This window comes from Brucella sp. MAB-22 (assembly GCF_025908475.1).
Classification (GTDB): Bacteria; Pseudomonadota; Alphaproteobacteria; order Rhizobiales; family Rhizobiaceae; genus Brucella; species Brucella anthropi.
The window spans coordinates 464,481-489,884 of the sequence record NZ_CP109782.1; the positions used below are offsets into that span (position 1 = coordinate 464,481).

Here is a 25,404-nt window from a genome sequence, read left to right on the forward strand (position 1 = left end):
TCTTGATTCAAAACGGATAATGCTGCGGGCCGTTAATGGTAATCTAGAGTGCCAAACTGGTCGATATCTGTCTTGCCACTTCATCGTCTGTCGATCGCATCCTTTCGCACTCTCCGGAGACGTATTTCGATGCTTTGAGAATATTAGCGCAATTTTACGATCAGAACTCTGTCCGACGTCATCTCCCAGGAAATATTCTTTGACCAATTGGTCCCGGTCTGGGGCACGCCATTAATGCAAATCAATCCGTAAGTACCAAGTCTGCTGGCAAGAAATGCACTTCCATTGTTGAAGTGAATTTCAGATGTATTCGGACCAGATTCATTGTCTTTTATGAAGTTGAATCGGAAGCTCGCGCCTTCAGAAAAATCCTCATCCTTTTGTCCGCTAATCTCTAGCAAGCTGGCATTAAAAATATCAAATTCAGAATTACTGATAGATGTCTTTTGAGAGTAAATTATAAAACTCGCGTCTAGTATTGTTATTCTCTGGCCAAAAGCCATTTTCCCATTCGTATAAAATTCAGTTGTATAAAATTCTAATTTACTGTTTGTGATGTTTATATCATTTCCCTCGAGCGCCAATACTTTGGAATTTGTATTGAGTATCGACTCGCTGATGGAGAATTCTCCGAACTTTATATTTTCTGAATCTATACTTAATGAGCTACTATTTATATATAGAATTGATCCTGTCAAATCCGTTACATCTGAGGTTAGAATGTGTGTGAGGGAGTTTTCATCTAAATATATTCTCCCAGATTCTGATATAAAGCTTGATACGTTGTGTACCAAAAAACGGCCATTGAGTATTTTTATTGTTTCGTCACCGAATGGATTATAAACATATAATGTTTGTGCATTACCCGCGAAATCAAAGATAACTTCTCCACCGGTTACTGAAATTACCGGAGTTTCTTGGTCTGCCGTCGGGTTCCAGGAAACAATGTCTGTCGCTGTGGATTGCTTCAAGGTCAGCGTTTTTCCCGGCGCATTCATCTCGAAGCTGCTTCCGTTATCCTTGGAAAAGGAGACAGCCGAGGTGCAAAGGCTCTCTTGAGATTCATAGCTGCTATCAAATACCTGTGATTTATCCGGGTCCCATGTGAACTGTTTAACCATTCTAAATTCCTTGGTGCTATTGAAAATGTATTTTAATCGATAAATAATATCGGATTGGCGGTCGAATTAAATCTAGTATTTCTTCCGGGGGAGGAGATTTATTGAGTCTCTGTTTTGTTGCTGGATTTGATTTTACTGTGCGTTGAGGCAAGTTTCTGTCCGGCCAGATGATGGAGCTGATTGCCGAATTGTTCTCACTTGCGGACAAAACGTGCAACGATATCGTCTCGAATTTGAAAGCAAGCAGCGGAGTGTAGCTTCGACGCGGTGGCATTAGCCTTCCTTCATGCTCATATTGAAGGAATACCGACATGAACCTTATGACCATGAAGAACCACGACCCTGATGAAAACCGCTGGCAGAAAGTGCTCGACCGCGACAAGGCGTCGGACGGTGCATTTGTCTATGCGGTGCGCACTACGGGCGTCTATTGTCGTCCATCATGCCCGTCGCGGCGTGGAAAACGCGAAAATGTGCAGTTCTTCGACGGTTGCGAGGATGCAGAACGCGCTGGCTTCCGGCCATGCATGCGCTGCAAGCCGCATCTCTCCGAAACCTTGGCGACGCAAAACAGCACCCGTTACGCCGATATGGTAGCTGCCGCCTGCCGCTTCATTGAGATGGCGGAAGAGGTGCCTTCCCTTGAAGAAATTGCGGCTTCCGTGAAGGCGAGCCCTGCCCATTTTCATCGTGTTTTCAAGGAGTTCACGGGGCTGACCCCGAAAGCCTATGCGAATGCGCATCGTGCAAAGAAGATGCGGGCGGCGCTCGATGCACCGGAAATCCGTGTAACCGACGCCATCTATGATGCCGGTTACAATTCCAGCAGCCGATTTTATGAGGCTTCGGATGGGATTTTGGGAATGACTCCAAAGGCTTACAAGCAAGGTGGCAAGAATGCGGATATTCGTTTTGCCATCGGTCAGTCGTCACTCGGGGCCGTTCTGGTGGCCGCAAGCGGCAAGGGCGTCTGTGCCATTTTGATGGGGGACGACCCGGAAGAATTGATCCGCGATCTGGAAAAGCGTTTTCCGCAGGCCAATCTCATCGGCGCGGACCGCGATTTCGAGAACATGGTGGCCGAGGTGGTCGGCTTCGTCGAAGCGCCACGCATTGGCCTCGACCTGCCACTCGACCTGCAGGGAACCGCTTTCCAGCAGCGCGTCTGGCAGGCATTGCGCGAAATTCCTGCGGGAAAAACAGTGAGTTACACTGATATTGCCGAGCGCATCGGCGCGCCGAAATCGGTGCGGGCGGTGGCACAGGCCTGTGCGGCCAACAAGATTGCTGTCGCGGTTCCGTGCCACCGGGTCGTGCGCAACGATGGCGGTCTTTCCGGCTATCGCTGGGGCGTCGAGCGCAAGCGCGATCTCCTGAAGCGGGAGAGCCAGGCATGAACAGAAATGAACCCATGCAGGCGGATAATATCGCCGCCTATGACTGGCAAAAAATTGGCGCCGAACTGGATGAGTTCGGCGCCACAATCCTCAGGAACATAATTTCGCCACAGGATTGCCGCGAATTAGCCGCCGGCTACTACAATCTGGCCGCATTTCGAACCGTTGTTTCGATGCGAAAACACGGTTTTGGGCGCGGAGAATACAAATATTACGCAAATCCCATTCCTGCCTTAATTTGGAATCTGCGCCAGACGCTCTATCCGCAGCTTGCACCCATCGCCAATCGATGGAGTGAGAGACTGGGATCGGATGTCCGTTTTCCTCCGACCCATGACGAATTTCTGGACCGGTGCCACGCGGCAGGACAGACCCGTCCGACACCGCTCATCCTGCAATATGTAGAGGGCGACTATAATTGCCTGCATCAGGATATTTACGGTGATATCGCATTTCCGTTGCAGGTTGCGATTTTGCTTTCCGAACCGGAGAAGGATTTTACGGGCGGGGAATTCGTGCTGACCGAACAGCGCCCCCGGATGCAGAGCCGGGCGGAGGTCGTGCCGCTCCGTCAGGGGGATGGTGTGGTTTTTGCGGTCAATGACCGTCCGATGCAGGGCACACGCGGCGATTATCGCGTCAAGATGCGGCACGGTGTCAGCCGCATCCGGTCCGGCCAGCGGCATACGCTGGGCATAATCTTTCACGATTCCAGATAAAGCATGTCTCCCAAAAGTGGGAACCGGTTTTGGGATAAAGACATGCGTGAAAACAAAAGCTTAAAGCGTGTTCCCTGAATATAGTAGGATGCAACACGCTTTAAAGGTTGAAACCGAGGTTTCGATCGCCTTTGATCGCGGCCAGAGCATGATTCCGAAAAGTGGGAACCGGTTTTCGGATAAAATCATGCTCAAACAAAAGTTTAGAGCGGGATAACGGTTCAACTTGAAAACATCACGCTCTAAACGATCAAAGGAGTCGGATATGAGCGTGACCATCTACGGTATCAAGAACTGCGACACCATGAAGAAGGCGCGCACCTGGCTTGAAGACCATGGCATCGACTACGCATTTCACGATTACAAGAAGGAAGGGCTCGACGGCGAAACGCTCGACCACTTTCTGAAAAGCGTTCCGTGGGAACAATTGCTCAACCGGGCCGGAACGACGTTTCGCAAACTGCCCGAGGAAGAACGCCAAAACGTCGATGCCGCCAAGGCGCGGGCGCTGATGCTGGCACAGCCATCCATGGTCAAACGTCCGGTTCTCGACAAGGGCGGAAAGCTGACGGTCGGTTTCAAGCCGGAACTATACGAAAGTTTCTTCAAGTCTTGAGGCAGAGGAGCGCTGCCATAGATAGCTGCCGATAAGCAGATGGAGAGATCTATGCGGCAGCGCGCGAATAAGGTCGTTCAGCAATGGTCGGTAAGTTGGCGTGACTCCCTGATCGCGTCCTTTGCAGGCGGTGTCGCGTGGCTGATCTGCCAGTTGCTTCTGGGGCAGCCGAAACCTGTCTTTGCCATGGTCACGGCTGTGATCTGTCTGGCGCCGAACCTGCCCAACCATGGCAAGCAGGCGATAGGGGTGATGGTCGGCGTCACGACTGGCGTGCTGGTGGGAGAACTTTCGCTGCTCTTGCCGGAAACGGTTCCGGTCTTCCACACAAGTATAGTGACGTTCGTCGCCATGGTGCTGGCGACCTCTTTCGGCATGGCTCCGGCAATTGCCATCCAGTCGGGCGTCTCTGCGATTCTGGTTCTCGCCATGGGACCGCAGGTCGCCGGAATAACGCGGCTGGTCGATGTTCTGGTCGGTGCCGGTGTCGGCTTGCTGTTCAGCCAGATATTGATGACGCCAAGCCCCGTGCTGCTGATCGACAAGGCCGTCCGCGGCCTGCTTGACCGTCTTGCCAACGGACTCAAGCAATCGGCAGTGGCGCTCGAAAAACAGGACCTCGTGCGCGCCCAAAGTGCAATCAACCAGTTCACATCCGCGCACCGGGCAGTGATCGCCCTCGGCGACGGTATTGCGCTGGCGCGCAGCAATGCGCGCTGGTCGCTGCGTGGTCGGCTGGTGGCGCGCGAGGTTACGGAAATGGCGGGTCGGTACGACCGGCGTGGCATCCGCCTTTACGCATCGGCGCTGCTGTTCGGCGAAGCTCTGGGCAATGCGCTGCGAAAGAAAGAGGCCCCGCCGCCGCGCTGGCTGGTGGAAGCCTTGCAGATTGTCATCGCCAATTGTGAACTGGAGGAGGGGCAGGAACCAGGCCGGGTCCCGCCCATGCCAAACGACATTCCGTTCGGCTGGCGCGATAGCGCGCACCGGCTGATATCGGTTCAGGATACGCTGCTGCACTTCCTGCATTCCGATCTGCCGGATAGCATTCCCATCGCCGGAAGGAAGACTGAAGAAAAGCCAACTGCGGCATAGGTGGGCGCACACTGCTGCTGCAGAAAGATGTCACGCCGCTGAAACTTCACGCCGTTCCAGTATGCGGTCGATCAACCCCCATTCGAGACCTGCCTCCGCGGTCATGAAATTATCGCGGTCAAGGGCGCGTTCCACCTCTTCATAGCTGCGACCGCAATGCTCGGCATAAAGACGCGTCATCAACCTCTTGGTTCGTTGCGCTTCCTCGGCATGGATGAAGATATCCGATGCCTGCCCCTGAAAGCCACCGGAAGGCTGGTGGACAAGCAGGTTTGCGTTGGGAAGTGCTGCCCTATGACCGGGTTCGCCCGCCATCAGCAGGAAGGAGCCCATGGAGCGGGCTGTCCCCATGCAAAGCGTGTGCACAGGCGCACGGACATAGCGCATCGTGTCATAGATCGCGAGGCCGCTGGTCACAACGCCGCCCGGCGAGTTGATATAGAGATTGATCGGCTGTTTGGAATTTTCCGCTTCCAGAAACAGCAATTGTGCGCAGATAAGCGCGGATACGGTGTCATTCACTTCGCCATTGAGAAAGATGATCCTTTCGCGCAGCAGACGCGAATAGATATCGAATGACCGTTCGCCACGGCTCGACTGTTCCACGACCATAGGGACGAGTTGCATCGTTTCGCGCATCGGCGAACTCCTCTTTTTTTAGAGTTTCAGAGCGTCAGGCGGTCAAGCGGCGCGCATCATCGGCGCCCGGTTGCTGTTGGCGGCAACTGCCGCAGTGCGCTTCAGGCGCGTGTCGTTCAGTTCATGGATGACGCGCAGAAAGGTGCCGCCGGAAACGCCTGGCACAATGCGGAACGTGACCATACTTTCCAGAAAGGGCGGTTCGCTTTCCCGCATCCGGTAGCTGATCTCCTCGCCGGGCTTGCAGGATGCTGGCTCCGGATCGGCCAGTGCCTCGGATGGAAGCCAGTTTTCGCGAAACTCCCGAATGCTGATCGCGCGCCACACTTTCTGCGGCGTGGCATCCACCTCATATTCCTGTTCAATGCCTTTCACGCGTGGTTCTTCCTGCCGGTCGGTCATTGGTCCATATCCTTCAGCAAGGTTTTGAGAGCGTCGATACGTTCCGGCCAGTAGGCGCGATACTTTGCAAGCCAGTTGGCGATGAGCGTCAGCCCGTTCGGATCGACTTCGTAATTGACGAAGCGTCCCTCGCGTTCCTCACGCACCAGCCCCGCGCTGCGTAACACAGCCAGATGCTGCGATATGGCTGGCTGACTGATCTCCATACCCTGCCGCAGCGCGCTGGCATTCATGCTGCCCGATGCCAGCTTCTCGAAAATCATCCGGCGGGTCGGGTCGGCAAGTGCCCTGAATATATCGTGGAATATATCATTCTCATTCATGCAATAACATAAGCACACACTTATGTGATTCGCAAGGCCATATTTGAAAGCAGATGTCTTGATTAATCAGACGAATGAAACCGCATGGTGAAGACGCTCCCGCTGATACTGTGTGCAAGAGAGGGAGCGAGCTTCAACGGGGTGCATCTTTCGACTGCTTCGATGGCAGCTATTACAAATGCTTTTCTTGTCTTGTCATCACCTTGAACATTGATTGCGCTGGCACGTGGCGGTCCTTTCAGGTTTCCGTCCCGTTTGAAGCTGAAGCGCAGGGTAACGGAAGAGTTTTTGCTATCCGAGAGTGGAGACCAGCAGGCATTCAATGCGTCACGAACTTCGTTCATCGTTGTCAGTTCTTTCGCCTGAACGCTCCCCGCTGACGCAACTGCTACAACTGCCAACAGGCAGGCGGATATGCCCGATCTATTCATCCCGATCCTCCCTAACGAGTATCATGCATCGATTGTAGGGTGGTCCCACAGGGGCACAAACCCAAACAACCGGGGGCAAGCTTCAAGGAGGGCGAGCGCGTATGGAGGCTCAATAGTCGTGATCGGTCCGATCAGAAAAATTCAATTGTCCTTGGATGATTGAGGTTTATTTTCCCGCCAATGACCGAGACCTCCCTGGAAATGACCAAGCCCGCATCCCCACAACATCGCACTGCCGTCCGCTATGCTTTCGGCGGCTTTCTGGCTATGGCCGCAGCCATGGGGATCGGGCGTTTCATCTATACGCCGATCCTGCCGGGAATGATGGCTGATATCGGCTTCACTGCCGCCGATGCAGGCTTTATCGCATCGGCCAATTATATCGGCTATCTGCTGGGGGCAGTCGTTGCCGGTTATGGATGGTCCGCGGGCATCGAGCGGAAAAGCGTGATTGCGGGCCTGATCATCAGCGGATTGCTGTGCGCTGCCATGGCGTTTTTTGACGGTGTCTGGCTGTTCTCCATCATCCGCTTTGCGGCGGGTTTCATCAGTGCGGTGACGATGATCCTATGCACGGCAATCGTGCTGAGCCATGTCACGGCGGCGGAAAGAGCGGGGCTTGGAGCCCTGCATTTCGGCGGTGTAGGCAGTGGTATTGCACTCTCTGCCGTTCTTGTGGCGCTGATCCGTTTTGCGGGGCTTGACTGGCGTGCCGACTGGATCGGCGCTGCGGTTCTGACCATCGTCATGGTTGTTCTGGTTGGCGCTTTCGTCAGGGAAGGGCCGGTTGGCGGAAACAGTGGCACGCGTGAACCGCCGCTCCCCAAGAGCTTCGCCTTCAACGCACTGGCGCTGGCCTATGGCATTTTCGGCTTTGGCTACGTGATCACGGCAACATTCCTGATTGCAATCGTGCGCGCGACCGATGGTGGCCCGCTGATGGAAGCGGCTGTGTGGGTGGTGACCGGCCTGACGGCTGCGCCCTCGATCTGGCTGTGGGCACCGGCTGCCAGGAAATTCGGCCTTTTCAATGCATTTGCCCTGACAGCCATTCTGGAGGCTGTCGGCGTTGCCGCGAGCGTGGTTCTGGCTCCGCCGCTCGGGCCTCTGGTGGGTGGCGCGCTTCTGGGCATCACTTTCATGGCATTGACGGCGTTCGGATTGCAGATCGCCCGTACACTCGCACCGGCTTCGCCAAAACGCGCTTTGGCGCGGATGACGGTCTGCTTCAGCATTGGCCAGATCATCGGCCCGCTGGTGGCTGGCTTCATGGCGCAGCGTTCCGGTTCGTTTACTTCGGCAAGTCTGGCCGCAGCGCTCTCGCTGGTGGTCGTCGCGGTGCTTGGCATCATGGCGGGACGCGCCGCCAGAACATCGGGCTGAAACCTTACAGGAATTTAACTGGTAAAGACGCGAGAACCGGCTTCATATGCGGAAAATTCCTCACGAAGTTGGACTGAAATTCAGTGTTTGTGTCGTTCTTTCCCCGCCCGAAATTGTTCTTCTGGTCCGCGCTCGTCTGGAGCCTGCTTGCAGTGCTTGGCTGGTATGAAGGAGGGGAAAGGTTGGGTGCCATATTCGGCCTGCCACCCCTGGCGCAAGACGCCGCGCCGATTATCGGTGCGAGCCTGTTCTGGTCGGCGCCGTTTCTCTGGTTCTATATATATTTCGCGGTGGCGACATTCGCCTTCTATCTTTTCTGGGCTTGGTTTTCACCGCACCCGTGGCAACGCTGGTCCATACTTGGATCGGCACTGATCCTGTTCACTACCTATTTCGGCGTGCAGGTCAGCGTTGCGGTCAATGCCTGGTATGGGCCGTTCTACGATCTGGTTCAAAAGGCACTCACATCGCCCGGAGCCGTCAGCGCCTCCGACTTTTACTGGGGCATGGTCACATTTGCCGAAATAGCCTTTATCGGTGTGACTGTCGGTGTTCTGAGCCTGTTTTTCGTCAGCCACTATATCTTCCGCTGGCGTTCGGCGATGAATGAATACTACGTCAGTCATTGGCCGAAACTGCGTTCCATCGAAGGTGCGGCCCAGCGCGTGCAGGAAGACACGATGCGCTTTTCCACGACGCTGGAACAGCTTGGTGTCAGCCTCGTCAAATCGGTGATGACGCTGATCGCCTTTCTGCCGGTCCTGTTCAGTTTTTCGGAAAAGGTCAGTGAGCTGCCGGTGGTTGGCATGGTGCCGCATGCGCTGGTCGTGGCAGCGATTTTCTGGGCTGCTTTTGGCACCGGTTTTCTGGCGCTGGTTGGTATCAAGCTGCCGGGGCTGGAGTTCAATAATCAGCGCGTCGAAGCGGCCTACCGCAAGGAACTGGTCTATGGTGAAGACCATGCGGATCGTGCCCAGCCGGTCACGCTGGGCGAGCTGTTCCGCAATGTCCGGCACAATTATTTCCGGCTCTATTTCCACTATGTCTATTTCAACGTCGCCCGCATTTTCTATATTCAGGCCGATAATATTTTCCCGACGCTGATCCTTGTTCCGTCGATTGTGGCTGGCAAGCTGACGCTTGGCCTCATGAACCAGATCACGAATGTCTTTTCGCAGGTGCAGGGATCGTTCCAGTATCTCGTCAACTCATGGACGACGATCATCGAATTGCTGTCGATCTACAAGCGTCTGAGAGCTTTCGAGGCGGTTATCCGCGACGAGCCGCTGCCGTGGCTCGATCAGGCAAATCTTGATGCAACGCCTTCAGCTTAAGGGGACGATTACGACCTGTTCTGGCTTGCATGGACGGCATCCTTGTCGAGACTGTCCAGATAATCGCTGTAGGTTGTGCATTTGACGTCGGGCTTGGTGCAGACTTCCGTCACGAGCCGCTCCATGGCGCGCCAATAGGCGCCATCATTCATCAGCACGAAATGGAAGCCGAGCTGGAGCGGAATGCGCTCGCCCGTATATTGCTTGTCGAACGCCGCCCGGAAAGCTTTATAGGCCCGTTCTTCGAAAGCCGCCGATTGCTGCGGCGCTTCCTTGCCCTTCGAGTGGCGGACATAGAGATTATAGTCCATTGCCACGATAGGGCGTTGCGACGGGCCTTCCGGAACAAGCGGCAATCCAAATGAAGCAAACTGACCGGCAAGGGTCGGCTCTTCAGGGCCGCGCGTGATGGACGATGCCTGATAGCGAAAACCGTTTGCCTTGAGCGCATCCTGCACCGGCTTCGATGCGGCGAGATAGGGCGCGCGAAACCCGTCGATTCCCTTCAGCGCAAGATCACGCCAGCCTTCCGGCTCGCCACTGATGCCATTATTCTTGTAGGCGTCAGCGGTAATGCGACGGAACTCCTTGATTTCCTTGTCCCAGTCGGCGGTTGACCAGTCGGTGCCGTCGAAATGGCCGCAGCCATGGCTGGCGATCTCGTTGCCTTCCAGATGGGCCTGCCAGATATTGCCAAGGCGGGCGACAACTTCGTCGCGGCTGAGCGCAAAGCCGACATTGGACGAACCGGCCCGCTTATGGGGCGGCTTGTAATCGCGCCGGTCCTGTTTGGTCATCAGGAAGACGCAGGAAAGGAAATAGGTGAAATGGGCGTTGTTTTTCTTCACCAGCTCGCGCGAGCGGGTCCATAGTGCATTGTCATGTGCGCCATCGAAGGAAATCAGCACATATTGCGGCTTTGTGGATACCGGTTCCGCCTGTGCGGCACAGGTAGCCAGAACCAGGGCGGACAAAAGAACAGGGCGGGGGGACAGGATGCGCATGGACCACGAAACGAGGGGGGAAGAGGAATAGTTCCAGAAATTCCGTTGCTAGTTCTTGAATAAGGCTATTGTCGGACCGAAATGCACTTTGTGACACGTGTTTCGGCTTATTTCGCTGACGGGTCTTACATATGGCGCGAAATGCGACTAAAAGCGCCAGAACGAACAAATACGAACATCAATTTGGCTTTAGTGGCAGGTCCATGGCAGACGACAGTTTCATTCGCGAGGTAAACGAGGAAATCCGTTCGGAACGGGCAAAGCAGATCTGGCGGAATTTCGGTCCGCTGTTGATCGGCGGCGCTGTGGCCATTGTTCTGGGAACAGCTGGTTGGGTCGGCTATCAGCACTGGGTCGACAGCAAGGCTTCCGCTTCCGGTGACAAGTTCCTCGCCGCACTGGACCTCGCCTCGGAAGGCAAAAACGACGAAGCGCTGACTGCGCTCGACGATCTGGAAAAGACCGGCTACGGCTCCTATCCGGTGCTGGCGCGTCTTCGCGCCGCGTCGGTTATCGCTGACAAGGGCGATGCCGCCGGTGCCGTGAAGGCGTTCGATGAGGTTGCTGCCGATAACGCCGTGCCTGCACCGCTTCGCGATGTCGCGCGCCTGCGTGCCGGCTATCTGCTGGTCGACAGCGGTTCCTACGACGATGTCGCCAAGCACGTCGAGACGCTTTCCGCAGACGGCAATCCTATGCGTTCAAGCGCACGGGAAGCGTTGGGTCTGGCTGCCTGGAAGGCTGAACGGTTCGATGATGCGGTCAAACTGTTCCAGCAAATTGCCAATGACAGTCTTGCTCCGGCCAATATCCGCCAGCGTTCCAATACGATGCTCGATCTGATGCGCAGTGCGGGTGTCAACGTGCCCGATGCGCAAAGCACATAATAACACAAGCGCATCCCGAAAAGTGTGAAACGGTTTTCGGATAAGATGCGCGGGAAAATCAAAGCGCATCCCGAAAAGTGCGAAGCGGTTTTCGGACAAGATGCGCGTCAAGATAAATAAATAGAGCGGTTCCACGTTTCGGTTGAAAGCGGAACCGCTCTGGTTTCTGGAGTTATCTTCTCCCATGGGTTTCACAGTCGCCATCGTCGGGCGTCCCAATGTCGGCAAGTCCACGCTGTTCAATCGCCTCGTCGGCCGCAAGCTGGCGCTGGTCGATGACCTGCCGGGCGTCACGCGCGACCGGCGCATCCACGATGCCAAGCTCTACGATCTGAAGTTTCAGGTCATCGATACGGCAGGTCTTGAAGAAGCTGCCAATGACAGCCTGGAAGCGCGCATGCGCGCCCAGACCGAGGCTGCCATCCAGGAAGCCGACGTGATCCTGTTCGTCGTTGACGCCAAGAACGGCCTGACGCCGACCGACAGCACCTTTGCTGAAGTGGTGCGCCGTTCCGGCAAGCCGGTCGTGCTGGTCGCCAACAAGGCGGAAGCGCGCGGCGCGCAATCCGGCATGTATGACGCTTTCCAGCTTGGCCTTGGCGAACCGTGCCCGATCTCGGCCGAACACGGTCAGGGCATGCCAGACCTGCGTGACGCCATTGTCGAGCTTCTGGGCGAAGAGCGCGTCTTCGCCGACGAGAAGGAAGAGGAAGTTGCCGACGAGGTTTTCACGCCGAAGGCTGTCGGTGAACTGATCGGCGATGACATCGAAGACCCGGATGAAGAAGAAATCCCGGCCTATGATGCGACCAAGCCGCTGCGGATCGCCATTGTCGGCCGACCTAATGCTGGCAAGTCGACGCTCATCAATACGATGCTCGGTGAAGACCGCCTGCTGACCGGACCGGAAGCAGGCATCACCCGTGACTCGATCTCGGTGGATTGGGAATGGCGTGGCCGCAAGATCAAGCTGTTTGACACGGCCGGTTTGCGCCGCAAGTCGCGCGTGCAGGAAAAGCTCGAAAAGCTTTCGGTTGCTGACGGCCTGCGTGCGATCCGTTTTGCGGAAGTCGTCATCATCGTGCTCGATGCGACGATCCCGTTTGAAAAGCAGGATCTGCAGATTGCCGATCTCATCATCCGTGAAGGCCGGGCACCGATCATCGCATTCAACAAATGGGATCTGATCGAGGACCGGCAGATGGTTCTGGCCGATCTTTACGAAAAGACGGCCCGCCTGCTGCCACAGGTGCGCGGGCTCCGCGCCGTGCCGATTTCCGGCGAGCGTGGACAGGGTATCGACAAGCTCATGGAGAATGTCGTCAAGACCCACGAAATCTGGAACCGCCGCGTTTCGACCGGACGTCTCAACCGCTGGCTGGCTGGCGTCATCGCGCATCAGCCGCCACCGGCAGTTTCTGGCCGCCGCCTGAAGGTAAAATATATGACGCAGGTGAAAACCCGTCCGCCGGGCTTCGTTGTGTCCTGCTCGCGTCCCGATGCGATGCCGCAATCCTATGTGCGCTATCTCATCAACGGCCTGCGTGAGACTTTCGATATGCCGGGTGTGCCAATAAGGCTTTCATTGCGCACCTCGGACAACCCGTTCGCGGGCCGCGCGAAGAAAAAGAAATAAGCTGACACACAAAAAGCCCGGAGCGATCCGGGCTTTTTGATATGAGGTAAATGATTGTAGAGAATTACCAGTGAGGAATTGTGATTAAGTATACGTCCGTTCGCGAGCCTCGTTGGGCAAATAATGAGAAAAATCTCATCGATTGCATCGTTAAATTTGAGCATTTGAAGGTCGAAGTGCCTTTTACTGCGAGTCCACGTGACGTTGAGGTACATGGGCAGGAAATTTATAGTCGATGCGTCAGAGGTGACTTTGGTGCAGTTGAGAATTATCAACCCGATCCAACTCGCATCGTACCTACGACGGTGAATGTGGCAGGCGACGTTCCTATTCTGGTACATAGCTGGCCTGAAATCGAGAAATTCTTACTTCAGGCTAATATTGAAAATGTACAAGGAACTCCCCGAGGAATCGTCCTTGTTTGGGCTTCTATGATTGAAGAATTGCTTGGAAGACTTTTAGAAGCATTTTTGGTGGATCATTCAAGTTCTCGGGATTTAATTTGGGATGATGCTCACAGTTCATTAGGGACTTTTTCCGGAAGATCAAAATGCTGCTTTGTCTTAGGTCTTATCTCACGCGATGAGCTGATGATTTGTGACCGAATTAGGTCAATTCGGAATGCAACGGCACATCAATGGAATATGGATTTAGAAAATCCCAAATTTACGAAGTATTTTTCTCCTGCGATAAGAGCTATATACGATGCTGATCATGCACAATTGTATAATTGGATAGCAGATGATCTGGTTTTTATGATTAAGCATTTTTACGCTGGGTCATGTGCCATGCTCGCAATTAAATTCGCCGAACGACGGATTGAAATTTTGAAAGAACGCCGGACTGAAAGAGACGTTGGGTTACTCTAGTCCCCGTTTGACTGCCGATTGGGAACGCGCGAAGAAAAAGAAATAAGCTGACACACAAAAAGCCCGGAGCGATCCGGGCTTTTTGCTTTTCGATTCTCACGAGACGCTGTTTGCGGCCTCGGCGATCAATCCGGCGATCTCGTCGGGTCTTGATGCAAGCGAGGCATGACTTGCATCCAGTGTGATGGTCTTGCGCGGGTTCATGCGTTCGGCCATTCGCTTCTGGTTTTCCGGCGCGATCATGTGGTCCTGGCTCGATATCTGATACCAGGTTGGCTTCTTCTTCCAGGCCGGTGCTGTGATCGTGTCACCAAATGTATTTGCGATGGGCGCCTTCTGCGTGATTGCCATGACCAGAGCTTCGTCGGCGCTCAAATCCTGGCAGAAGCTTTCGTGAAACTTATCGTATTTGATCCAGAGATATCCATCGCTGTCAGGAGCCAGATTGGGGAATGCCGCAGGTGGATGTTCCTGACTGATGCCGCCGGGGCTTTCGCCTGCATCTGGTGCAAAGGCGGCAATGTAAACCAGCCCCACCACATTCGGCAGATCACCTGCCTGTGTGATGACCGCACCACCATAGGAATGCCCGACCAGAAGTACCGGACCCTCCTGCTGTACGGTCATCTTGCGCAAACGCTCGGCATCGTCGGCAAGCGACGTCAGAGGCATCTCCACGGCTCTTATCTTGTCATGTCCCATTCGGGAAAGTGCGAGGATGGCCTTGCTCCAATGGGCTGCCCCTCCCCAGAAACCATGCGCAAGTACGATAGTTGGTTTTGTGCTCATGAGACGGTTTCCTAATTGACGTTGATGCCAAGTCCGGCAATCGAGAATTAGGGCGTCAGTCCTGCATGAAAATAAGCTATTACTAATATATCTGGAGGCAAAGATTGCAGACTTCCGGCGTGATGCCGGAAGTCGCGTTTGGTCTGGTCCTGCCCTTAGGTTTTCGGCAGCACAAATTCGACACGCCGGTTCTGTGCCCGTCCGTCGGGATTGTCCTTGCCCTTGATTTCATTGGGTGCGACAGGTTCGCTTTCGCCATGCCCTTCCGGTTTCAGCCGTGCCGATTGAACGCCATTATTGACGAGAAATTTGGTGACCGCATCGGCGCGGCTTTTCGACAGTTTATCGTTGTAGCTGTCGGCCCCTTTGGAATCCGTATGGCCCACCACACGGACTGCGGAATCCGGCATGCTTTCCAATATTTTGGCAATATCGGTCAGCGTCGCCTTGGCCTTGCTGGTCAGTTTGGCGCTGTCGAAATCGAACAGAATATCGCTCGTCACGGAAAGGACGATGCTGTCCTCCGTTTCCCGCATGGTGATATTGCCGCTCTTCTCGACAATCTCCTGTGCCGCACCGGACAGGCCCCGCGCCTTGCCATCGGTGCTGCCCGATGCCGAAACCAGATCGCGGATTTCGGGCACAAGATCACGGATATAAGCGCTGTTGTCTGCGCTTGTATTCTGCGCGGTCGCGACGGATGGCAGGCAAAGCAGGGCGAGGCCGAGAGCGATGCAACCTTTGATCTGATTGGTCATGGCCAGCCCCTATTCGGCGGGAACAGCGAAAGGCCCGAGCGGCTCGACCCCCTTGATATAGAGCGTCACCTTCTGGCCCTTCGGTGGCGCGGGAAAGACGCCATGCCAGACGCCCACAACATGGCCATTGCCGAAAAGGGAAACCGATGCCGGAGCCAGCGGTTTGCCTTCGGAATCTTTCAGCAGAAGATATTTCTTGTCGCCTGCGAGAAGATAATAGTCATTCTCGTAATCCTTGTCCGACAGCGCGGTATAAAGCGTTGTCGAAACGCTTCCGCCTTCCTTGGCATTGATGAAACGGACCTTGACGGTCAGCTTGTCGCCATCTGCCACGACGCCGCTCACCTCTGCGGTGGCCTGACCGCTGCTGTGATAGCCACTTGCTATCGGCTGATTGGCTGTCTCCTGAGCATTTGCAGCGTGGGGAAGCGCACTGGTCGAAAGGAGGACAGTGGCAAGAACCGTACGTGAGAGAAACGCCATGAGTATCGCTTTCATTTGTTGGGTAACCTTGAGCATAGCGAAGCCGGATCGAAAACATCCGGGCATTGCGAAGGCGGTGAAAACAAATAAGCGGAGCAGTTCAGGGGATATGAGTGAAAGACGAACCACTCCAGATGCGGCGGTGAAACCTAACAGGCAGAAGAAGGAGGTCATGTAAACTTTGGAAACACGCATTAACATTTGCGCGACCGGAAATTTTTCTCATCTGGACCGCGATGATCGCGATCGTGATCATAACCGGCATTTAATTTGGTAATTTCAGGTTGAGCTTGGCTTGCGCGGCTGCTATTTCGCCCGCTCTCCGGTTTTCTCCAAAGAAGGTGTAGTGATGACGAAGGCTGACCAGAGCCGTTTTGACGGCGTGACATTGGGCATCGACTTCGGCACGACGAACACCGTTCTGTCCGTGGCTGCACCCGATGGAACCACGGTCGTCCTGAGCGTGCCGAAGGATGGCGTGGATATTACCGGCTACCGCTCGATCCTTTGCTTCTGGCAAGATCGCGAAACCGGCGAGCGCACCGTTGAAAGCGGACCTTGGGCGATGGACGCGTTCGTCAACGCGCCGCATTCCACGCGCATGCTGCAATCGTTCAAGACATTCGCGGCATCGAAATCCTTCACCGATACGCCAGTTTTCGGCAAGCGGTTCAAGTTCGAGGATATTCTGGCGACCTTCCTCGAAACGGTCGCCGCGCGGCTGGGCGACCGCCTGCCACCAAAGGGCAATCGCGTCGTTATCGGCAGGCCGGTGATCTTTGCGGGCGCTTCGCCGGATGAAGCGCTGGCCATGCAGCGCTATGAGAAGGCGTTCCGGGCGTTCGGCTTTACCGATATTCACTACGTCTATGAGCCGGTTGCCGCGGCTTATTTCTATGCGCAGGAACTGAATGCAGCATCCACCGTTCTGGTGGCCGACTTCGGCGGCGGTACGAGCGACTTTTCCATCGTGCGCTTCGAAGTGGGCAAGAATGGCCTCAGCTTTACGCCGCTCAGCCAGACAGGTCTGGGCATTGCAGGCGATACATTCGACTATCGCATCATCGACAATGCCGTTTCGCCGCTGCTTGGAAAGGGTACGGAATACCAGTCCTTCGGCAAAAGGCTGACCATACCGAACCATTATTATGCAAATTTTGCGCGCTGGAACACGCTGTTCCTGATGAACTCTCCAGCGACCATTCGCGATCTGGACGAACTGGCCCGGCAAGCGGTCGATCCAAAGCCCCTCGAACATTTCATCAACCTGATCGAGAACGATTACGGTTACGAGATATACCGCGCCGTTTCAGACCTGAAGGTAAGGCTTTCATCGCAGCGCATGTCGGAACTGCACTTTAAAGCCGACGATTTCGAAATCCGCTCCGACATCACGCGCAACGATTTCGAAAACTGGATCGCTGACGATGTGCGCCAGATTGAACAGTCGGTGCAGCAGGCGGTGGATAAAGCGGAGCTGGAAACGTCGTCTATCGACCGTGTTTTCCTGACCGGCGGCACATCTTTCGTGCCGGTCATCCGTACGGTGTTTGAAAACCGCTTTCCCGACGCCGTGGTGACGAGCTCGAACCAGTTCGATTCCATCGCCAATGGCCTCGCATTGATCGGGCAGAGCGCGGATATCGAACGCTGGTCAGTGAAGCACGATTAAGTGTGGTTGGAGGATGGTTCACTCCAGGCCTGGAAAACCTTCCAATCGCCACTCCCGGTCTGGCTTGCGGACTGATGCAGACACCATACGAATCTTGCCCTTGATCCGGTCTTTTGATACGAGGCCAACATACTTTCCTCGGCTATCGTTGGCGTTATCGCGATTGTCTCCCATGATATAATATTGGCCGCGAGCGAGTGCCTTCTCCTTGACGTTGTCGATAAAGCCATGATCGACCGTATTCAGAAGAACATAGCTCTTACCTTCCGGTATTGTCTCACGCACGAAACGGCACTGATAATAAGAGTTCGACACGGTTTCTTCAGGGCATCCATCATCAATTGCTGATGTGATCTTCGTTGTTGCGAGTGCTTTTCCGTTGATAAGCGGTATGCCGTTCTCGATTTTGACCGTTTCACCGGGCAGCCCGATCACTCGCCCGAGGAATTCAGCTTTGACCGGTACATCGCCCGACAATTCCTTCGAAACGTAGTCAACAGTATAGACGACGAGATCACCGCGCTCGATCTTTTCCTGTGGTCTATAGCTGGTTGCGGCGACGACATCGCCTGGCCCAAAGACGGGCATCATAGATGTGCTACTCACGCGGAGATTCATGAGTTCTGCTGTGGCGGTATTGCATGTAAGGAGGCTGCTGATGGCACCGGCAAGGCCAGCTATAAATGCCTTGGTAAACTGCATTATAATTATACCTTGGATTCAAAAATTGCGTGATGAGTAGGTGGCAAGTTTGCGTTTCTCCGTCAATCATCTTACGGGCACTGGCGTCAATTGGGTCAGTGAAAGTTGAGTGTGGGTTTCTCGAACTTACGAAGCGGTTGCCGTATCGGCAAAGCAGGCGGCAATTTCCTTGTTGGCGCCGAGCTTTTCCGCCCATTTGACAAGATCGGGTATCTCGTTTCTTTCAGCCATCCCGCCCCAGATGTCTTTCAGTTTCGGCGGTTTACTGGAAAGGTCGAAAAAGAAATAGCCCGGATCGGCCACCGGAACATCCGCATAGACGACGGACCAGTTGCCATATTGCATGAAGCTCTCGATGCTGACGGAAGCCGGTTTGACTTTCTTGCCGAGACTTTGCGCGATGAGAGACCTGTAGTCTGTTTTCTGCTGTTTGGTGAGCGTTGTCGTCAGACCATCGCAAGCGGATTTGGCGAATGCGCTTCCTGCCGGAAGAGCTATCGCAACAGTAAGCAGAAGTGCCGCACGGGCAGGCGAGAAGTACGTGTTCATCATTCCCCTCAGAAAAATGTCCACTTCATTTCAGTAGCATAATTAATCTGCGGGCGATGCATAGGGGATTTTGACATGCTCATTGCCGATGTCGGATAGCGCCGATAAGGTCCGGCCGTGAAAATAGCAAGGAGTCGGTCTTTCCATGCCAAGTGATGCCAAAGCCGGTCGTTTTACCGACAATCTTCGTCAGGACGCCGAACCATTCTGGTCGCAAGCCGTCGGCCATCGCCTCGTCGGTGAAATTTATACGGGCACGGTCGCACCTGATGTCATGACGCGTTATCTGGTACAGGATCATCGCTTTATCGACTGCTTTCTGTCACTGCTGGGTGGAACGCTGGTCAATTGCGACAGGATGGAAGCCAAGCTGACATTGGGCCGTTTCATCGGCATGATCAGCAGCGATGAGAACTCCTATTTCGAACGCTCCTTTGCGAAACTCGCAGTCGCTGACGCCGAGCGTTTCGATACACCTGATGCGACGCCAACCGCTGCATTCAAGGAACTGATGCTGGAAGCTGCGCGTTCAGGCTCCTATGCGGTCTGCCTGTCGGTGCTGACCGTTGCCGAATGGCTTTATCTCGACTGGGCTGAAAAAGCGCCAAAGCCTCTGCCTGACGATTTTATTTTCGCCGAATGGATCGTGCTGCATGACAATCCATACTTCGTGGAATTTGTCGGTTTCCTGCGCTCGGAACTCGATAGGGTCGGCCCGGCAGCGGCAGAACAATGCCAGCAGTTCTTCCGGCGAGCAGTCGAACTGGAAAAGGCATTCTTCGATGCCGCCTATGAGAGCCGGAACTGATCAGTTGCTGGCGGTGGGGAAGGGGCAGTTGCTGTCGCCTTCCTCGCATTTGAGATATTTCTTGAGGTCGCTGACGCGCTCCGCCGTCAGGTCGGACAGGCAGATCGAATAGGCCATGCCGGAAATACTGCCGCCACCAACTGTCTGCATGTCGCATTCGGCGTCGCGAAAGGCGATCCATGTCCGTTGCGACTGAACCAGCTTTTTCTTCAGGTCCGCATCGTCGGCGCGGCGCTGCAAGGTCTTGAAGATCTTGTTCAGCTCGGCATCCGATTTCTTGTAGGCTTTGCCATAGCATTCATTGAGTGCGGACTGCGAACTGGCGTTCTGGCAGTCGTCGGCTTGCGCTGTGGCAATGATTGCAAAAGCACTGAACGCCACCCCGATAACCCCGATTTTCAAAACCTGCATAAATTTCCTCCCCGAAACTTTGACGATACTATCTTCATCACAAATAGAACGTTTGTCATTAAAGAAAAGATGACGCCAGGAGCATTTCCACTTTAAATAAAATGGAAGTGTCGGGAGTGCTATATTGTATTTGTTTTTCCACGCATCTTGGTCTGGTCGAAGCAGGATCAGAAATCAATCCACTGGACTGATTTCCCTGTGCAGCCAGGCGTTTCACATTCTTCGGGGTGCACTCTAATCCTCGAAGCGGCTCGACCCATCGCGGTCGCGCTCATAACCCTTCATGTCCGGGAATGGCGGCAGCCAGGATTCGCGGCGAATGGTCCAGAGTTCATAGGTCGGCTTGAACTGGTCCGGTGCGTCGAGTGAGCCGAGATTGATTTCGACTTCATCCGCGCTGCGCCCGAAAACAGGCGATCCGCAACGCGGACAGAAAAATCGTCCCGCATAGTCACGGGTCTCTCCCTCGACCGTAACCGCAGCTTCGGGAAATATCGCTGAAGCGTGAAACAGGGCTCCATGGTGCTTGCGACAGTCGAGGCAGTGGCAGATACCGACCCGATATGGTTGTCCCGTTGCTTCAAAGCGGACATTGCCGCACAGGCATCCACCCGTAACCTTATCCATGACGCACCTCCTCACTACAGCAATTCGGTTTTCGCCAAGCCGAATGAGCTTAAACCCTGCATTAACCATATTCGTTCATGGTTAACGCGCTGCTGATAATGACTGTATTCGCCAGAGCTGCAAGCGTGTCCTCCACCCAGTGGGCAAGGTTAATACTTCATTATCACCGCATCAGTTTAGTCAGTGTGAGTGGAGTGTGCGGTGCGTCTTGTATCTTTACGAGCGCTGTTTGGTCGAAGGAAGGCCGTTGCCGAGCCGGTGTGGCATTACCCTGTCACGGGCTATTGCCCGGAAGAGGGACGCTATTACGCCGTAAGGGCAAAGCCACGCCAGACAGTTCATAAACCGCACCGTCTGGTGCCGCTGGTTCTGGCGGCCATGACTTATCTTTTCAATTCCAATGCGATTGCCTTTCAGGATATGGCGAGCCTGGTGCCGTCGGCCGATCTGGGATCGCATCGCTGGACTGCCTTTGTTGCCAAGGCGCCGGTCGGCTCCGTCCATCAGGCCGAAATGCCGTTCGTGGATGCAACGACGGTAACGGGCAGCATCGCAACCAACGGCATCGAAGTGCCGGGCATCGGTCGTGTTGCGCTGTCCGGGGGTAAAAAGACGGCCAAGCTCGGCCCGGACGATCCGAACCCGGACGAAAACCGCATCAATCGCTCCGACAAGACGGGCCGCCTCGTCTCGGTGAAACCCAAGGCGCCAGCCAAGGCCTTCACTGCCGGCAGCATGTTCGACAAGATCAGCATGATCACGCGTCCGCCGGAAAAGACGGACGCGAAAATGGCCTTCTCTAACAAATTGGAGGGCAAGGAAGTCGCCATCACCATGGCGTTCCATGCGGTCAAACCGCCGAAGCCGCGCTCCGAAATGCCGACCCAGCTCGCCAAGCTCATTACCAATGACCAGCCGGATGCGCTGGCCCTTGGTTATGCGCCTGCGACGCCGGACTATGGCAAGACATCGCCCTTTGAAAGCATTTTGAAACCCCAGCCGGACGAAGGCCGCTTCGTGCCACCGATCGGTGAGAAGGACCACGAATGGGCGGCTACGCCACTGCCGCCTTCCGCTTTCAGCAAGGGCGAACAGAAGTGCCTTGCCGAGGCTGTCTATTATGAAGCGCGCGGCGAAACGGTGAAGGGGCAGGTTGCCGTCGCCCAGGTCGTCCTCAACCGCGTGCGCAACCCGGCCTATCCGGGATCGATCTGCGGTGTGGTCTACCAGAATCGCGACTGGCTCAATGCCTGCCAGTTTTCCTTCGCCTGCGACGGCCAGAAGCACCGCGTAACCGAAATGCCGCAATGGCGCATGGCGCAGCAGGTGGCAAAGACCGTCTCTGCCGGTCAGATATGGCTGCCGGAAGTTGGCTCCGCCACCCATTATCATGCGACCTATGTTCGTCCGTTCTGGGCCCCGACCATGAAGAAGGTCGCCAAGATCGGTCTCCACATCTTCTATCGCACCTATGGCGGCGGATGGAGCTGATTGCTCCTTCTCGCGGCAATAAAGGGATCGGCCGATTTCAAGTCACGTTTTTGTTAGCGGACTAAAAGGTCGAACAGGCGCATAAGGCCGACTTTCCTCCTGCCTTGAATGCGGCATGACCATCCGAAATCGATTCCGTTTTTTTAGCCAATAATGTGGCCAATCTGATCCTTTGGTCGGAAAATGAGTCGCACTAATATCTAAGTAATTGAGATTGCTTGATAAAAAACCTTTTGGAGCAATGCCTGCACCGCCTTGACTAGCGGGCGGCGTGTCAATATGTTGCGCGCAACTTGGAAATGGGATTGAAATCCTCGTATTTCTTGAAAAAAGGAGCTGCCAATGGCGCGCGGGACTGAACCCGGAAAGCCATCCGGTGCGTTCAAGAATGCGAAGAACGAACCCGGTTCCGGGGAGCTGGATCAGCGTTTGAACCGCCTGGAGGCCGAACTGGCCAAGAAAGGTGTGCTCAAGCAACCGGCTTCCGAGGATGAGCGATCGGCGACTGCAAGCTCGGTCGCGCAGGCCATGAAGATTTCCAGCGAGTTTATCGCAGGGGTTCTGGTCGGTGCGCTGATTGGCTGGTTCATCGATCGTGTCGCTGGCACGTCGCCCTGGGGATTGATCGTATTTCTCCTTCTGGGCTTCGGTGCGGGCGTCCTCAACGTGCTTCGTTCCGCTGGATATGTTGCCGAACAGGCTAACATTAAATCTAGCGCGGAAAAGAACGACAAGAAATAGGACTTGACGGGCTTCACGGTAAAGTTCGTTCAAGTGTAAGTGAACAAGTGGGCCTTCTGGTCCGAGACTGAAACGCCTTCGGGCAGACCAAATCGCCTTCGGGCAGACCAAATCGCCTTCGGGCAGGCCAAATTGCCTTCGGGCAGGGAAGACAGACGAGGTTAAGGTGGCGAACGATCCGATCCATCAGTTTCAGGTTTCCCGGTGGATTCCCATCGATGTAGGCGGTGTGGACCTTTCGTTCACGAACGTTTCGGCCTTCATGGTCGCAACCGTCGTGGTCGCTTCGGGCTTCCTTTATCTGACGTCTTCGGGCCGCGGCCTGATCCCGACCCGTCTTCAGTCGGTGTCGGAAATGGCTTACGAATTCGTGGCCACCAGCCTGCGGGATTCAGCAGGGTCGAAGGGCATGAAGTTCTTCCCCTTCGTCTTCTCGCTCTTCATGTTCGTTCTGGTCGCAAATTTCCTCGGTCTCTTCCCGTATTTCTATACGGTTACGAGCCAGATCATCGTGACCTTCGCGCTTGCGGTTCTGGTCATCGGTACGGTCATTGTCTACGGTTTCTTTAAGCACGGTCTCGGCTTCCTCAAGCTGTTCGTGCCGAGCGGTGTTCCCGGCATCATCGTGCCGCTGGTTGTCGCCATCGAAATCATCTCGTTCCTGTCGCGTCCGATCAGCCTCTCGGTTCGTCTCTTTGCGAACATGCTTGCTGGCCATATCACGCTCAAGGTTTTTGCGGGCTTCGTTGTCTCGCTGGCCGCACTTGGGCCCATCGGCATCGGCGGCGCTGTCCTGCCGCTGATCATGACGGTGGCGATCACCGCACTCGAATTCCTCGTAGCCTTCCTGCAGGCCTACGTGTTTACCGTTCTCACCTGCATGTACATCAACGACGCAGTACATCCGGGACACTGAGTTCAAGCCGGCGGGCGACCGCCAGAACTGAAATCCGCGCTTATATTCAATCCAGAAGGAGCTTAACATGGAAGCGGAAGCAGCAAAGTACATCGGCGCCGGTCTCGCCTGTTTCGGTATGGCCGGTACGGCTCTCGGCCTCGGCAATATCTTTGGCCAATACCTCTCCGGCGCTCTGCGCAACCCGTCCGCTGCTGACAGCCAGTTCGGCCGTCTGGTGTTCGGTTTCGCCGTTACGGAAGCTCTGGGCATCTTCTCGCTGCTCATCGCGCTTCTGCTCCTCTTCGCCGTCTAATCAACGGTTGCAAGGAACTGGCTGGCCGCGATCTGTATCTTGAAATGCAGCGCGGCTGGCCTTTGCATATGACGTCTGAGTAAGGCATGATCCCTCTCCATCTGGATCAGATCGTGCTGGATTAAAGGGGAAATCTGGATGTTCGTGTCCACGGCGTTTGCCCAAACCGCCACCGAATCGCAACCGGCACCTGCTGCTGGCGAGCACGGCGCAGCCGATGCTGTGCACACCGAAACCGGGGTCGCCAACGATGCCGGACACGGCAGCGGCGTATTCCCGCCGTTTGATTCCACCCATTACGCATCGCAGATCCTTTGGCTCGCGATCACCTTCGGGCTTTTCTATCTGTTCATGTCGCGCGTGGTTCTGCCGCGCATCGGCGGCGTGATCGAAACCCGTCGCGACCGTATCGCTCAGGATCTCGAGCAGGCAGCCCGCCTCAAGCAGGATGCCGACAATGCTATTGCTGCTTACGAGCAGGAACTGACCCAGGCCCGCACCAAGGCTGCTTCGATCGCCGAAGCTGCTCGTGAAAAGGGCAAGGGCGAAGCCGACGCAGAACGCGCTACGGCCGAAGCAGCACTTGAAGGCAAGCTCAAGGAAGCTGAAGAACGTATCGCCGCGATCAAGGCCAAGGCCATGAACGACGTCGGCAACATTGCCGAGGAAACCACGGCAGAGATCGTCGAACAGCTTCTGGGCACCAAGGCCGACAAAGCTTCGGTAACAGCAGCCGTCAAGGCTTCGAACGCCTGAGGAGAGGACAATGGACGCTACATTTTGGGCACTGATTGGCCTCATTATCTTTCTGGCAATCCTGGCTTACCTGAAGGTTCCGGGTATGGTCGGTCGTTCGCTCGATGAGCGCGCTGACCGCATCAAGAACGAACTGGAAGAAGCCCGCACGCTTCGTGAAGAGGCCCAGCAGCTGCTGGCCGAATATCATCGCAAGCGCAAGGAAGCCGAAAAGGAAGCAGGCGACATCGTTGCTTCCGCCGAGCGTGAAGCCAAGGCACTTCTCGAAGACGCCAAGCGCGCGACGGAAGAATATGTTGCACGCCGCAACAAGCTTGCCGAGCAGAAGATCGCAACGGCTGAAGTCGATGCCATCAACGCAGTTCGCGCTTCGGCGGTCGATCTGGCGGTTGCTGCAGCTGGCAAGATCGTTGCCGACAAGGTCGACACGAAGGTCGCAGGCAACCTGTTCAAGGATGCTCTGTCGCAGGTCAAGTCGAACCTGAACTAATCTCGGCTTATACAGTTTTCTAGAAAACGCCGCCTCGAAAGGGCGGCGTTTTTGTTTTCC

Annotated in this window: 30 protein-coding genes; 17 read left to right on the forward strand and 13 right to left on the reverse strand. The window is 55.1% G+C overall.

Features of this window, described 5'->3' with window-relative positions:
* Positions 1-143: 143 nt before the first annotated feature.
* On the reverse strand, positions 144-1,121 hold the full coding sequence (locus OHI65_RS11660; protein WP_231771326.1) for a hypothetical protein: 978 nt from the start codon (positions 1,119-1,121) through the stop codon (positions 144-146).
* Between the two features lie 311 nt (positions 1,122-1,432).
* Between OHI65_RS11660 and ada the strand changes: the two genes are divergently transcribed.
* The 4 genes from ada (at position 1,433) to OHI65_RS11680 (ending at position 4,948) form a co-directional block, all read left to right on the forward strand.
* The gene (gene ada, locus OHI65_RS11665; RefSeq protein WP_264358887.1) at positions 1,433-2,518 is read left to right on the forward strand and encodes a bifunctional DNA-binding transcriptional regulator/O6-methylguanine-DNA methyltransferase Ada; all 1,086 of its coding nucleotides are present in this window, start codon (positions 1,433-1,435) and stop codon (positions 2,516-2,518) included.
* The gene (locus OHI65_RS11670; RefSeq protein WP_114048106.1) at positions 2,515-3,237 is read left to right on the forward strand and encodes a 2OG-Fe(II) oxygenase; all 723 of its coding nucleotides are present in this window, start codon (positions 2,515-2,517) and stop codon (positions 3,235-3,237) included. The genes ada and OHI65_RS11670 overlap by 4 nt, the downstream gene beginning before the upstream one ends.
* Before the next feature lie 265 nt (positions 3,238-3,502).
* The gene (locus OHI65_RS11675) at positions 3,503-3,853 is read left to right on the forward strand and encodes an ArsC family reductase (RefSeq protein ID WP_264358888.1); all 351 of its coding nucleotides are present in this window, start codon (positions 3,503-3,505) and stop codon (positions 3,851-3,853) included.
* A 51-nt stretch (positions 3,854-3,904) separates the two neighbouring features.
* On the forward strand, positions 3,905-4,948 hold the full coding sequence (locus tag OHI65_RS11680; RefSeq protein WP_264358889.1) for an FUSC family protein: 1,044 nt from the start codon (positions 3,905-3,907) through the stop codon (positions 4,946-4,948).
* Between the two features lie 30 nt (positions 4,949-4,978).
* Here the strand turns inward: OHI65_RS11680 and OHI65_RS11685 are convergent, their stop codons facing one another.
* From OHI65_RS11685 to OHI65_RS11700, 4 genes are all read right to left on the reverse strand, one after another.
* Complete coding sequence (locus OHI65_RS11685) at positions 4,979-5,587, reverse strand: ATP-dependent Clp protease proteolytic subunit (protein WP_061345069.1); 609 nt, start codon at positions 5,585-5,587, stop codon at positions 4,979-4,981.
* Between the two features lie 42 nt (positions 5,588-5,629).
* Positions 5,630-5,989, reverse strand: a complete 360-nt coding sequence (locus OHI65_RS11690; RefSeq protein ID WP_264358890.1) for an SRPBCC family protein — start codon at positions 5,987-5,989, stop codon at positions 5,630-5,632.
* A complete protein-coding gene (locus tag OHI65_RS11695; protein WP_264358891.1) occupies positions 5,986-6,312 on the reverse strand; it encodes an ArsR/SmtB family transcription factor in 327 nt (108 codons plus the stop codon). Before OHI65_RS11695 ends, OHI65_RS11690 begins: the two co-directional genes overlap by 4 nt.
* A 62-nt stretch (positions 6,313-6,374) precedes the next feature.
* Entirely contained in the window at positions 6,375-6,743 is a 369-nt protein-coding gene (locus OHI65_RS11700) for a hypothetical protein (RefSeq protein ID WP_264358892.1), read from the reverse strand.
* A gap of 201 nt (positions 6,744-6,944) precedes the next feature.
* Here OHI65_RS11700 and OHI65_RS11705 point away from each other — a divergent pair, with 201 nt between their 5' ends.
* Both OHI65_RS11705 and sbmA read left to right on the forward strand, forming a co-directional pair.
* Positions 6,945-8,126 (forward strand): YbfB/YjiJ family MFS transporter, encoded by a 1,182-nt coding sequence (locus OHI65_RS11705; RefSeq protein WP_041545281.1) that lies wholly within the window; start codon positions 6,945-6,947, stop codon positions 8,124-8,126.
* Between the two features lie 83 nt (positions 8,127-8,209).
* On the forward strand, positions 8,210-9,460 hold the full coding sequence (sbmA, locus tag OHI65_RS11710; RefSeq protein WP_012090769.1) for a peptide antibiotic transporter SbmA: 1,251 nt from the start codon (positions 8,210-8,212) through the stop codon (positions 9,458-9,460).
* A gap of 8 nt (positions 9,461-9,468) precedes the next feature.
* Here the strand turns inward: sbmA and OHI65_RS11715 are convergent, their stop codons facing one another.
* Positions 9,469-10,464, reverse strand: a complete 996-nt coding sequence (locus OHI65_RS11715; RefSeq protein ID WP_264358893.1) for a polysaccharide deacetylase family protein — start codon at positions 10,462-10,464, stop codon at positions 9,469-9,471.
* A gap of 203 nt (positions 10,465-10,667) precedes the next feature.
* On the opposite strand from OHI65_RS11715, the gene OHI65_RS11720 reads away from it, so the two are divergent.
* The 3 genes from OHI65_RS11720 to OHI65_RS11730 all read left to right on the forward strand — a co-directional run bounded on the left by OHI65_RS11720 (position 10,668) and on the right by OHI65_RS11730 (position 13,856).
* The gene (locus OHI65_RS11720; RefSeq protein ID WP_010658310.1) at positions 10,668-11,351 is read left to right on the forward strand and encodes a tetratricopeptide repeat protein; all 684 of its coding nucleotides are present in this window, start codon (positions 10,668-10,670) and stop codon (positions 11,349-11,351) included.
* A gap of 184 nt (positions 11,352-11,535) precedes the next feature.
* Positions 11,536-12,987: a ribosome biogenesis GTPase Der gene (der, locus tag OHI65_RS11725; RefSeq protein WP_010658311.1), complete on the forward strand. Its 1,452-nt coding sequence runs from the start codon at positions 11,536-11,538 to the stop codon at positions 12,985-12,987.
* An 80-nt stretch (positions 12,988-13,067) separates the two neighbouring features.
* Entirely contained in the window at positions 13,068-13,856 is a 789-nt protein-coding gene (locus OHI65_RS11730) for a hypothetical protein (protein WP_264358894.1), read from the forward strand.
* A 96-nt stretch (positions 13,857-13,952) separates the two neighbouring features.
* On the opposite strand, the gene OHI65_RS11735 is transcribed toward OHI65_RS11730, so the two are convergent.
* The 3 genes from OHI65_RS11735 to OHI65_RS11745 form a co-directional block, all read right to left on the reverse strand.
* Positions 13,953-14,645, reverse strand: a complete 693-nt coding sequence (locus OHI65_RS11735) for an alpha/beta hydrolase (protein WP_151576866.1) — start codon at positions 14,643-14,645, stop codon at positions 13,953-13,955.
* A 155-nt stretch (positions 14,646-14,800) separates the two neighbouring features.
* Positions 14,801-15,403, reverse strand: coding sequence for an OmpA family protein (locus OHI65_RS11740; protein WP_264358895.1), 603 nt, complete (start codon positions 15,401-15,403; stop codon positions 14,801-14,803).
* 9 nt (positions 15,404-15,412) lie between these two features.
* The gene (locus tag OHI65_RS11745; RefSeq protein ID WP_012090775.1) at positions 15,413-15,901 is read right to left on the reverse strand and encodes a hypothetical protein; all 489 of its coding nucleotides are present in this window, start codon (positions 15,899-15,901) and stop codon (positions 15,413-15,415) included.
* A gap of 334 nt (positions 15,902-16,235) precedes the next feature.
* Between OHI65_RS11745 and OHI65_RS11750 the strand changes: the two genes are divergently transcribed.
* Positions 16,236-17,558: an Hsp70 family protein gene (locus OHI65_RS11750; RefSeq protein WP_012090776.1), complete on the forward strand. Its 1,323-nt coding sequence runs from the start codon at positions 16,236-16,238 to the stop codon at positions 17,556-17,558.
* A gap of 18 nt (positions 17,559-17,576) precedes the next feature.
* Here the strand turns inward: OHI65_RS11750 and lepB are convergent, their stop codons facing one another.
* A complete protein-coding gene (gene lepB / locus OHI65_RS11755) occupies positions 17,577-18,260 on the reverse strand; it encodes a signal peptidase I (RefSeq protein WP_319636895.1) in 684 nt (227 codons plus the stop codon).
* A gap of 126 nt (positions 18,261-18,386) precedes the next feature.
* The gene (locus OHI65_RS11760) at positions 18,387-18,809 is read right to left on the reverse strand and encodes a hypothetical protein (RefSeq protein WP_151689039.1); all 423 of its coding nucleotides are present in this window, start codon (positions 18,807-18,809) and stop codon (positions 18,387-18,389) included.
* Positions 18,810-18,954: 145 nt separating this feature from the next.
* Between OHI65_RS11760 and OHI65_RS11765 the strand changes: the two genes are divergently transcribed.
* The gene (locus tag OHI65_RS11765; protein WP_264358897.1) at positions 18,955-19,617 is read left to right on the forward strand and encodes a TenA family protein; all 663 of its coding nucleotides are present in this window, start codon (positions 18,955-18,957) and stop codon (positions 19,615-19,617) included.
* On the opposite strand, the gene OHI65_RS11770 is transcribed toward OHI65_RS11765, so the two are convergent.
* Together OHI65_RS11770 and OHI65_RS11775 are read right to left on the reverse strand one after the other, a co-directional pair.
* Positions 19,618-20,028: a lysozyme inhibitor LprI family protein gene (locus OHI65_RS11770; protein WP_012090780.1), complete on the reverse strand. Its 411-nt coding sequence runs from the start codon at positions 20,026-20,028 to the stop codon at positions 19,618-19,620.
* Between the two features lie 234 nt (positions 20,029-20,262).
* Complete coding sequence (locus OHI65_RS11775) at positions 20,263-20,655, reverse strand: GFA family protein (RefSeq protein WP_012090781.1); 393 nt, start codon at positions 20,653-20,655, stop codon at positions 20,263-20,265.
* Between the two features lie 201 nt (positions 20,656-20,856).
* Here OHI65_RS11775 and OHI65_RS11780 point away from each other — a divergent pair, with 201 nt between their 5' ends.
* The 6 genes from OHI65_RS11780 (at position 20,857) to OHI65_RS11805 (ending at position 25,344) form a co-directional block, all read left to right on the forward strand.
* Complete coding sequence (locus tag OHI65_RS11780; protein ID WP_012090782.1) at positions 20,857-22,146, forward strand: cell wall hydrolase; 1,290 nt, start codon at positions 20,857-20,859, stop codon at positions 22,144-22,146.
* Between the two features lie 342 nt (positions 22,147-22,488).
* Complete coding sequence (locus OHI65_RS11785) at positions 22,489-22,887, forward strand: AtpZ/AtpI family protein (RefSeq protein ID WP_264358898.1); 399 nt, start codon at positions 22,489-22,491, stop codon at positions 22,885-22,887.
* 166 nt (positions 22,888-23,053) lie between these two features.
* Positions 23,054-23,803 (forward strand): F0F1 ATP synthase subunit A, encoded by a 750-nt coding sequence (locus tag OHI65_RS11790; RefSeq protein WP_010658321.1) that lies wholly within the window; start codon positions 23,054-23,056, stop codon positions 23,801-23,803.
* Positions 23,804-23,870: 67 nt separating this feature from the next.
* The gene (locus OHI65_RS11795) at positions 23,871-24,098 is read left to right on the forward strand and encodes a F0F1 ATP synthase subunit C (RefSeq protein ID WP_002963544.1); all 228 of its coding nucleotides are present in this window, start codon (positions 23,871-23,873) and stop codon (positions 24,096-24,098) included.
* A 138-nt stretch (positions 24,099-24,236) separates the two neighbouring features.
* Positions 24,237-24,854 carry a F0F1 ATP synthase subunit B gene (locus OHI65_RS11800; RefSeq protein WP_010658322.1) on the forward strand — a complete coding sequence of 206 codons (618 nt, stop codon included), beginning with the start codon at positions 24,237-24,239 and terminating at the stop codon, positions 24,852-24,854.
* Positions 24,855-24,864: 10 nt separating this feature from the next.
* The gene (locus OHI65_RS11805) at positions 24,865-25,344 is read left to right on the forward strand and encodes a F0F1 ATP synthase subunit B (protein WP_010658323.1); all 480 of its coding nucleotides are present in this window, start codon (positions 24,865-24,867) and stop codon (positions 25,342-25,344) included.
* Positions 25,345-25,404 lie beyond the last annotated feature (60 nt).

Excerpts from the sequence above, each read along its gene's own strand:
- OHI65_RS11745 (WP_012090775.1), bottom strand. The coding sequence starts at position 15,901 with ATGAAAGCGATACTCATGGCGTTTCTCTCACGTACGGTTCTTGCCACT.
- OHI65_RS11720 (WP_010658310.1), top strand. The coding sequence starts at position 10,668 with ATGGCAGACGACAGTTTCATTCGCGAGGTAAACGAGGAAATCCGTTCG.
- der (WP_010658311.1), top strand. The coding sequence starts at position 11,536 with ATGGGTTTCACAGTCGCCATCGTCGGGCGTCCCAATGTCGGCAAGTCC.
- ada (WP_264358887.1), top strand. The coding sequence starts at position 1,433 with ATGAACCTTATGACCATGAAGAACCACGACCCTGATGAAAACCGCTGG.
- OHI65_RS11770 (WP_012090780.1), bottom strand. The coding sequence starts at position 20,028 with ATGCAGGTTTTGAAAATCGGGGTTATCGGGGTGGCGTTCAGTGCTTTT.
- OHI65_RS11765 (WP_264358897.1), top strand. The coding sequence starts at position 18,955 with ATGCCAAGTGATGCCAAAGCCGGTCGTTTTACCGACAATCTTCGTCAG.
- OHI65_RS11680 (WP_264358889.1), top strand. The coding sequence starts at position 3,905 with ATGCGGCAGCGCGCGAATAAGGTCGTTCAGCAATGGTCGGTAAGTTGG.
- OHI65_RS11660 (WP_231771326.1), bottom strand. The coding sequence starts at position 1,121 with ATGGTTAAACAGTTCACATGGGACCCGGATAAATCACAGGTATTTGAT.
- OHI65_RS11800 (WP_010658322.1), top strand. The coding sequence starts at position 24,237 with ATGTTCGTGTCCACGGCGTTTGCCCAAACCGCCACCGAATCGCAACCG.
- OHI65_RS11675 (WP_264358888.1), top strand. The coding sequence starts at position 3,503 with ATGAGCGTGACCATCTACGGTATCAAGAACTGCGACACCATGAAGAAG.
- OHI65_RS11705 (WP_041545281.1), top strand. The coding sequence starts at position 6,945 with ATGACCAAGCCCGCATCCCCACAACATCGCACTGCCGTCCGCTATGCT.
- OHI65_RS11795 (WP_002963544.1), top strand. The coding sequence starts at position 23,871 with ATGGAAGCGGAAGCAGCAAAGTACATCGGCGCCGGTCTCGCCTGTTTC.
- OHI65_RS11785 (WP_264358898.1), top strand. The coding sequence starts at position 22,489 with ATGGCGCGCGGGACTGAACCCGGAAAGCCATCCGGTGCGTTCAAGAAT.
- OHI65_RS11775 (WP_012090781.1), bottom strand. The coding sequence starts at position 20,655 with ATGGATAAGGTTACGGGTGGATGCCTGTGCGGCAATGTCCGCTTTGAA.
- OHI65_RS11700 (WP_264358892.1), bottom strand. The coding sequence starts at position 6,743 with ATGAATAGATCGGGCATATCCGCCTGCCTGTTGGCAGTTGTAGCAGTT.
- OHI65_RS11735 (WP_151576866.1), bottom strand. The coding sequence starts at position 14,645 with ATGAGCACAAAACCAACTATCGTACTTGCGCATGGTTTCTGGGGAGGG.
- lepB (WP_319636895.1), bottom strand. The coding sequence starts at position 18,260 with ATGCAGTTTACCAAGGCATTTATAGCTGGCCTTGCCGGTGCCATCAGC.
- OHI65_RS11690 (WP_264358890.1), bottom strand. The coding sequence starts at position 5,989 with ATGACCGACCGGCAGGAAGAACCACGCGTGAAAGGCATTGAACAGGAA.
- OHI65_RS11695 (WP_264358891.1), bottom strand. The coding sequence starts at position 6,312 with ATGAATGAGAATGATATATTCCACGATATATTCAGGGCACTTGCCGAC.
- OHI65_RS11670 (WP_114048106.1), top strand. The coding sequence starts at position 2,515 with ATGAACAGAAATGAACCCATGCAGGCGGATAATATCGCCGCCTATGAC.
- OHI65_RS11685 (WP_061345069.1), bottom strand. The coding sequence starts at position 5,587 with ATGCGCGAAACGATGCAACTCGTCCCTATGGTCGTGGAACAGTCGAGC.
- OHI65_RS11715 (WP_264358893.1), bottom strand. The coding sequence starts at position 10,464 with ATGCGCATCCTGTCCCCCCGCCCTGTTCTTTTGTCCGCCCTGGTTCTG.
- OHI65_RS11805 (WP_010658323.1), top strand. The coding sequence starts at position 24,865 with ATGGACGCTACATTTTGGGCACTGATTGGCCTCATTATCTTTCTGGCA.
- OHI65_RS11750 (WP_012090776.1), top strand. The coding sequence starts at position 16,236 with ATGACGAAGGCTGACCAGAGCCGTTTTGACGGCGTGACATTGGGCATC.
- OHI65_RS11760 (WP_151689039.1), bottom strand. The coding sequence starts at position 18,809 with ATGAACACGTACTTCTCGCCTGCCCGTGCGGCACTTCTGCTTACTGTT.
- OHI65_RS11740 (WP_264358895.1), bottom strand. The coding sequence starts at position 15,403 with ATGACCAATCAGATCAAAGGTTGCATCGCTCTCGGCCTCGCCCTGCTT.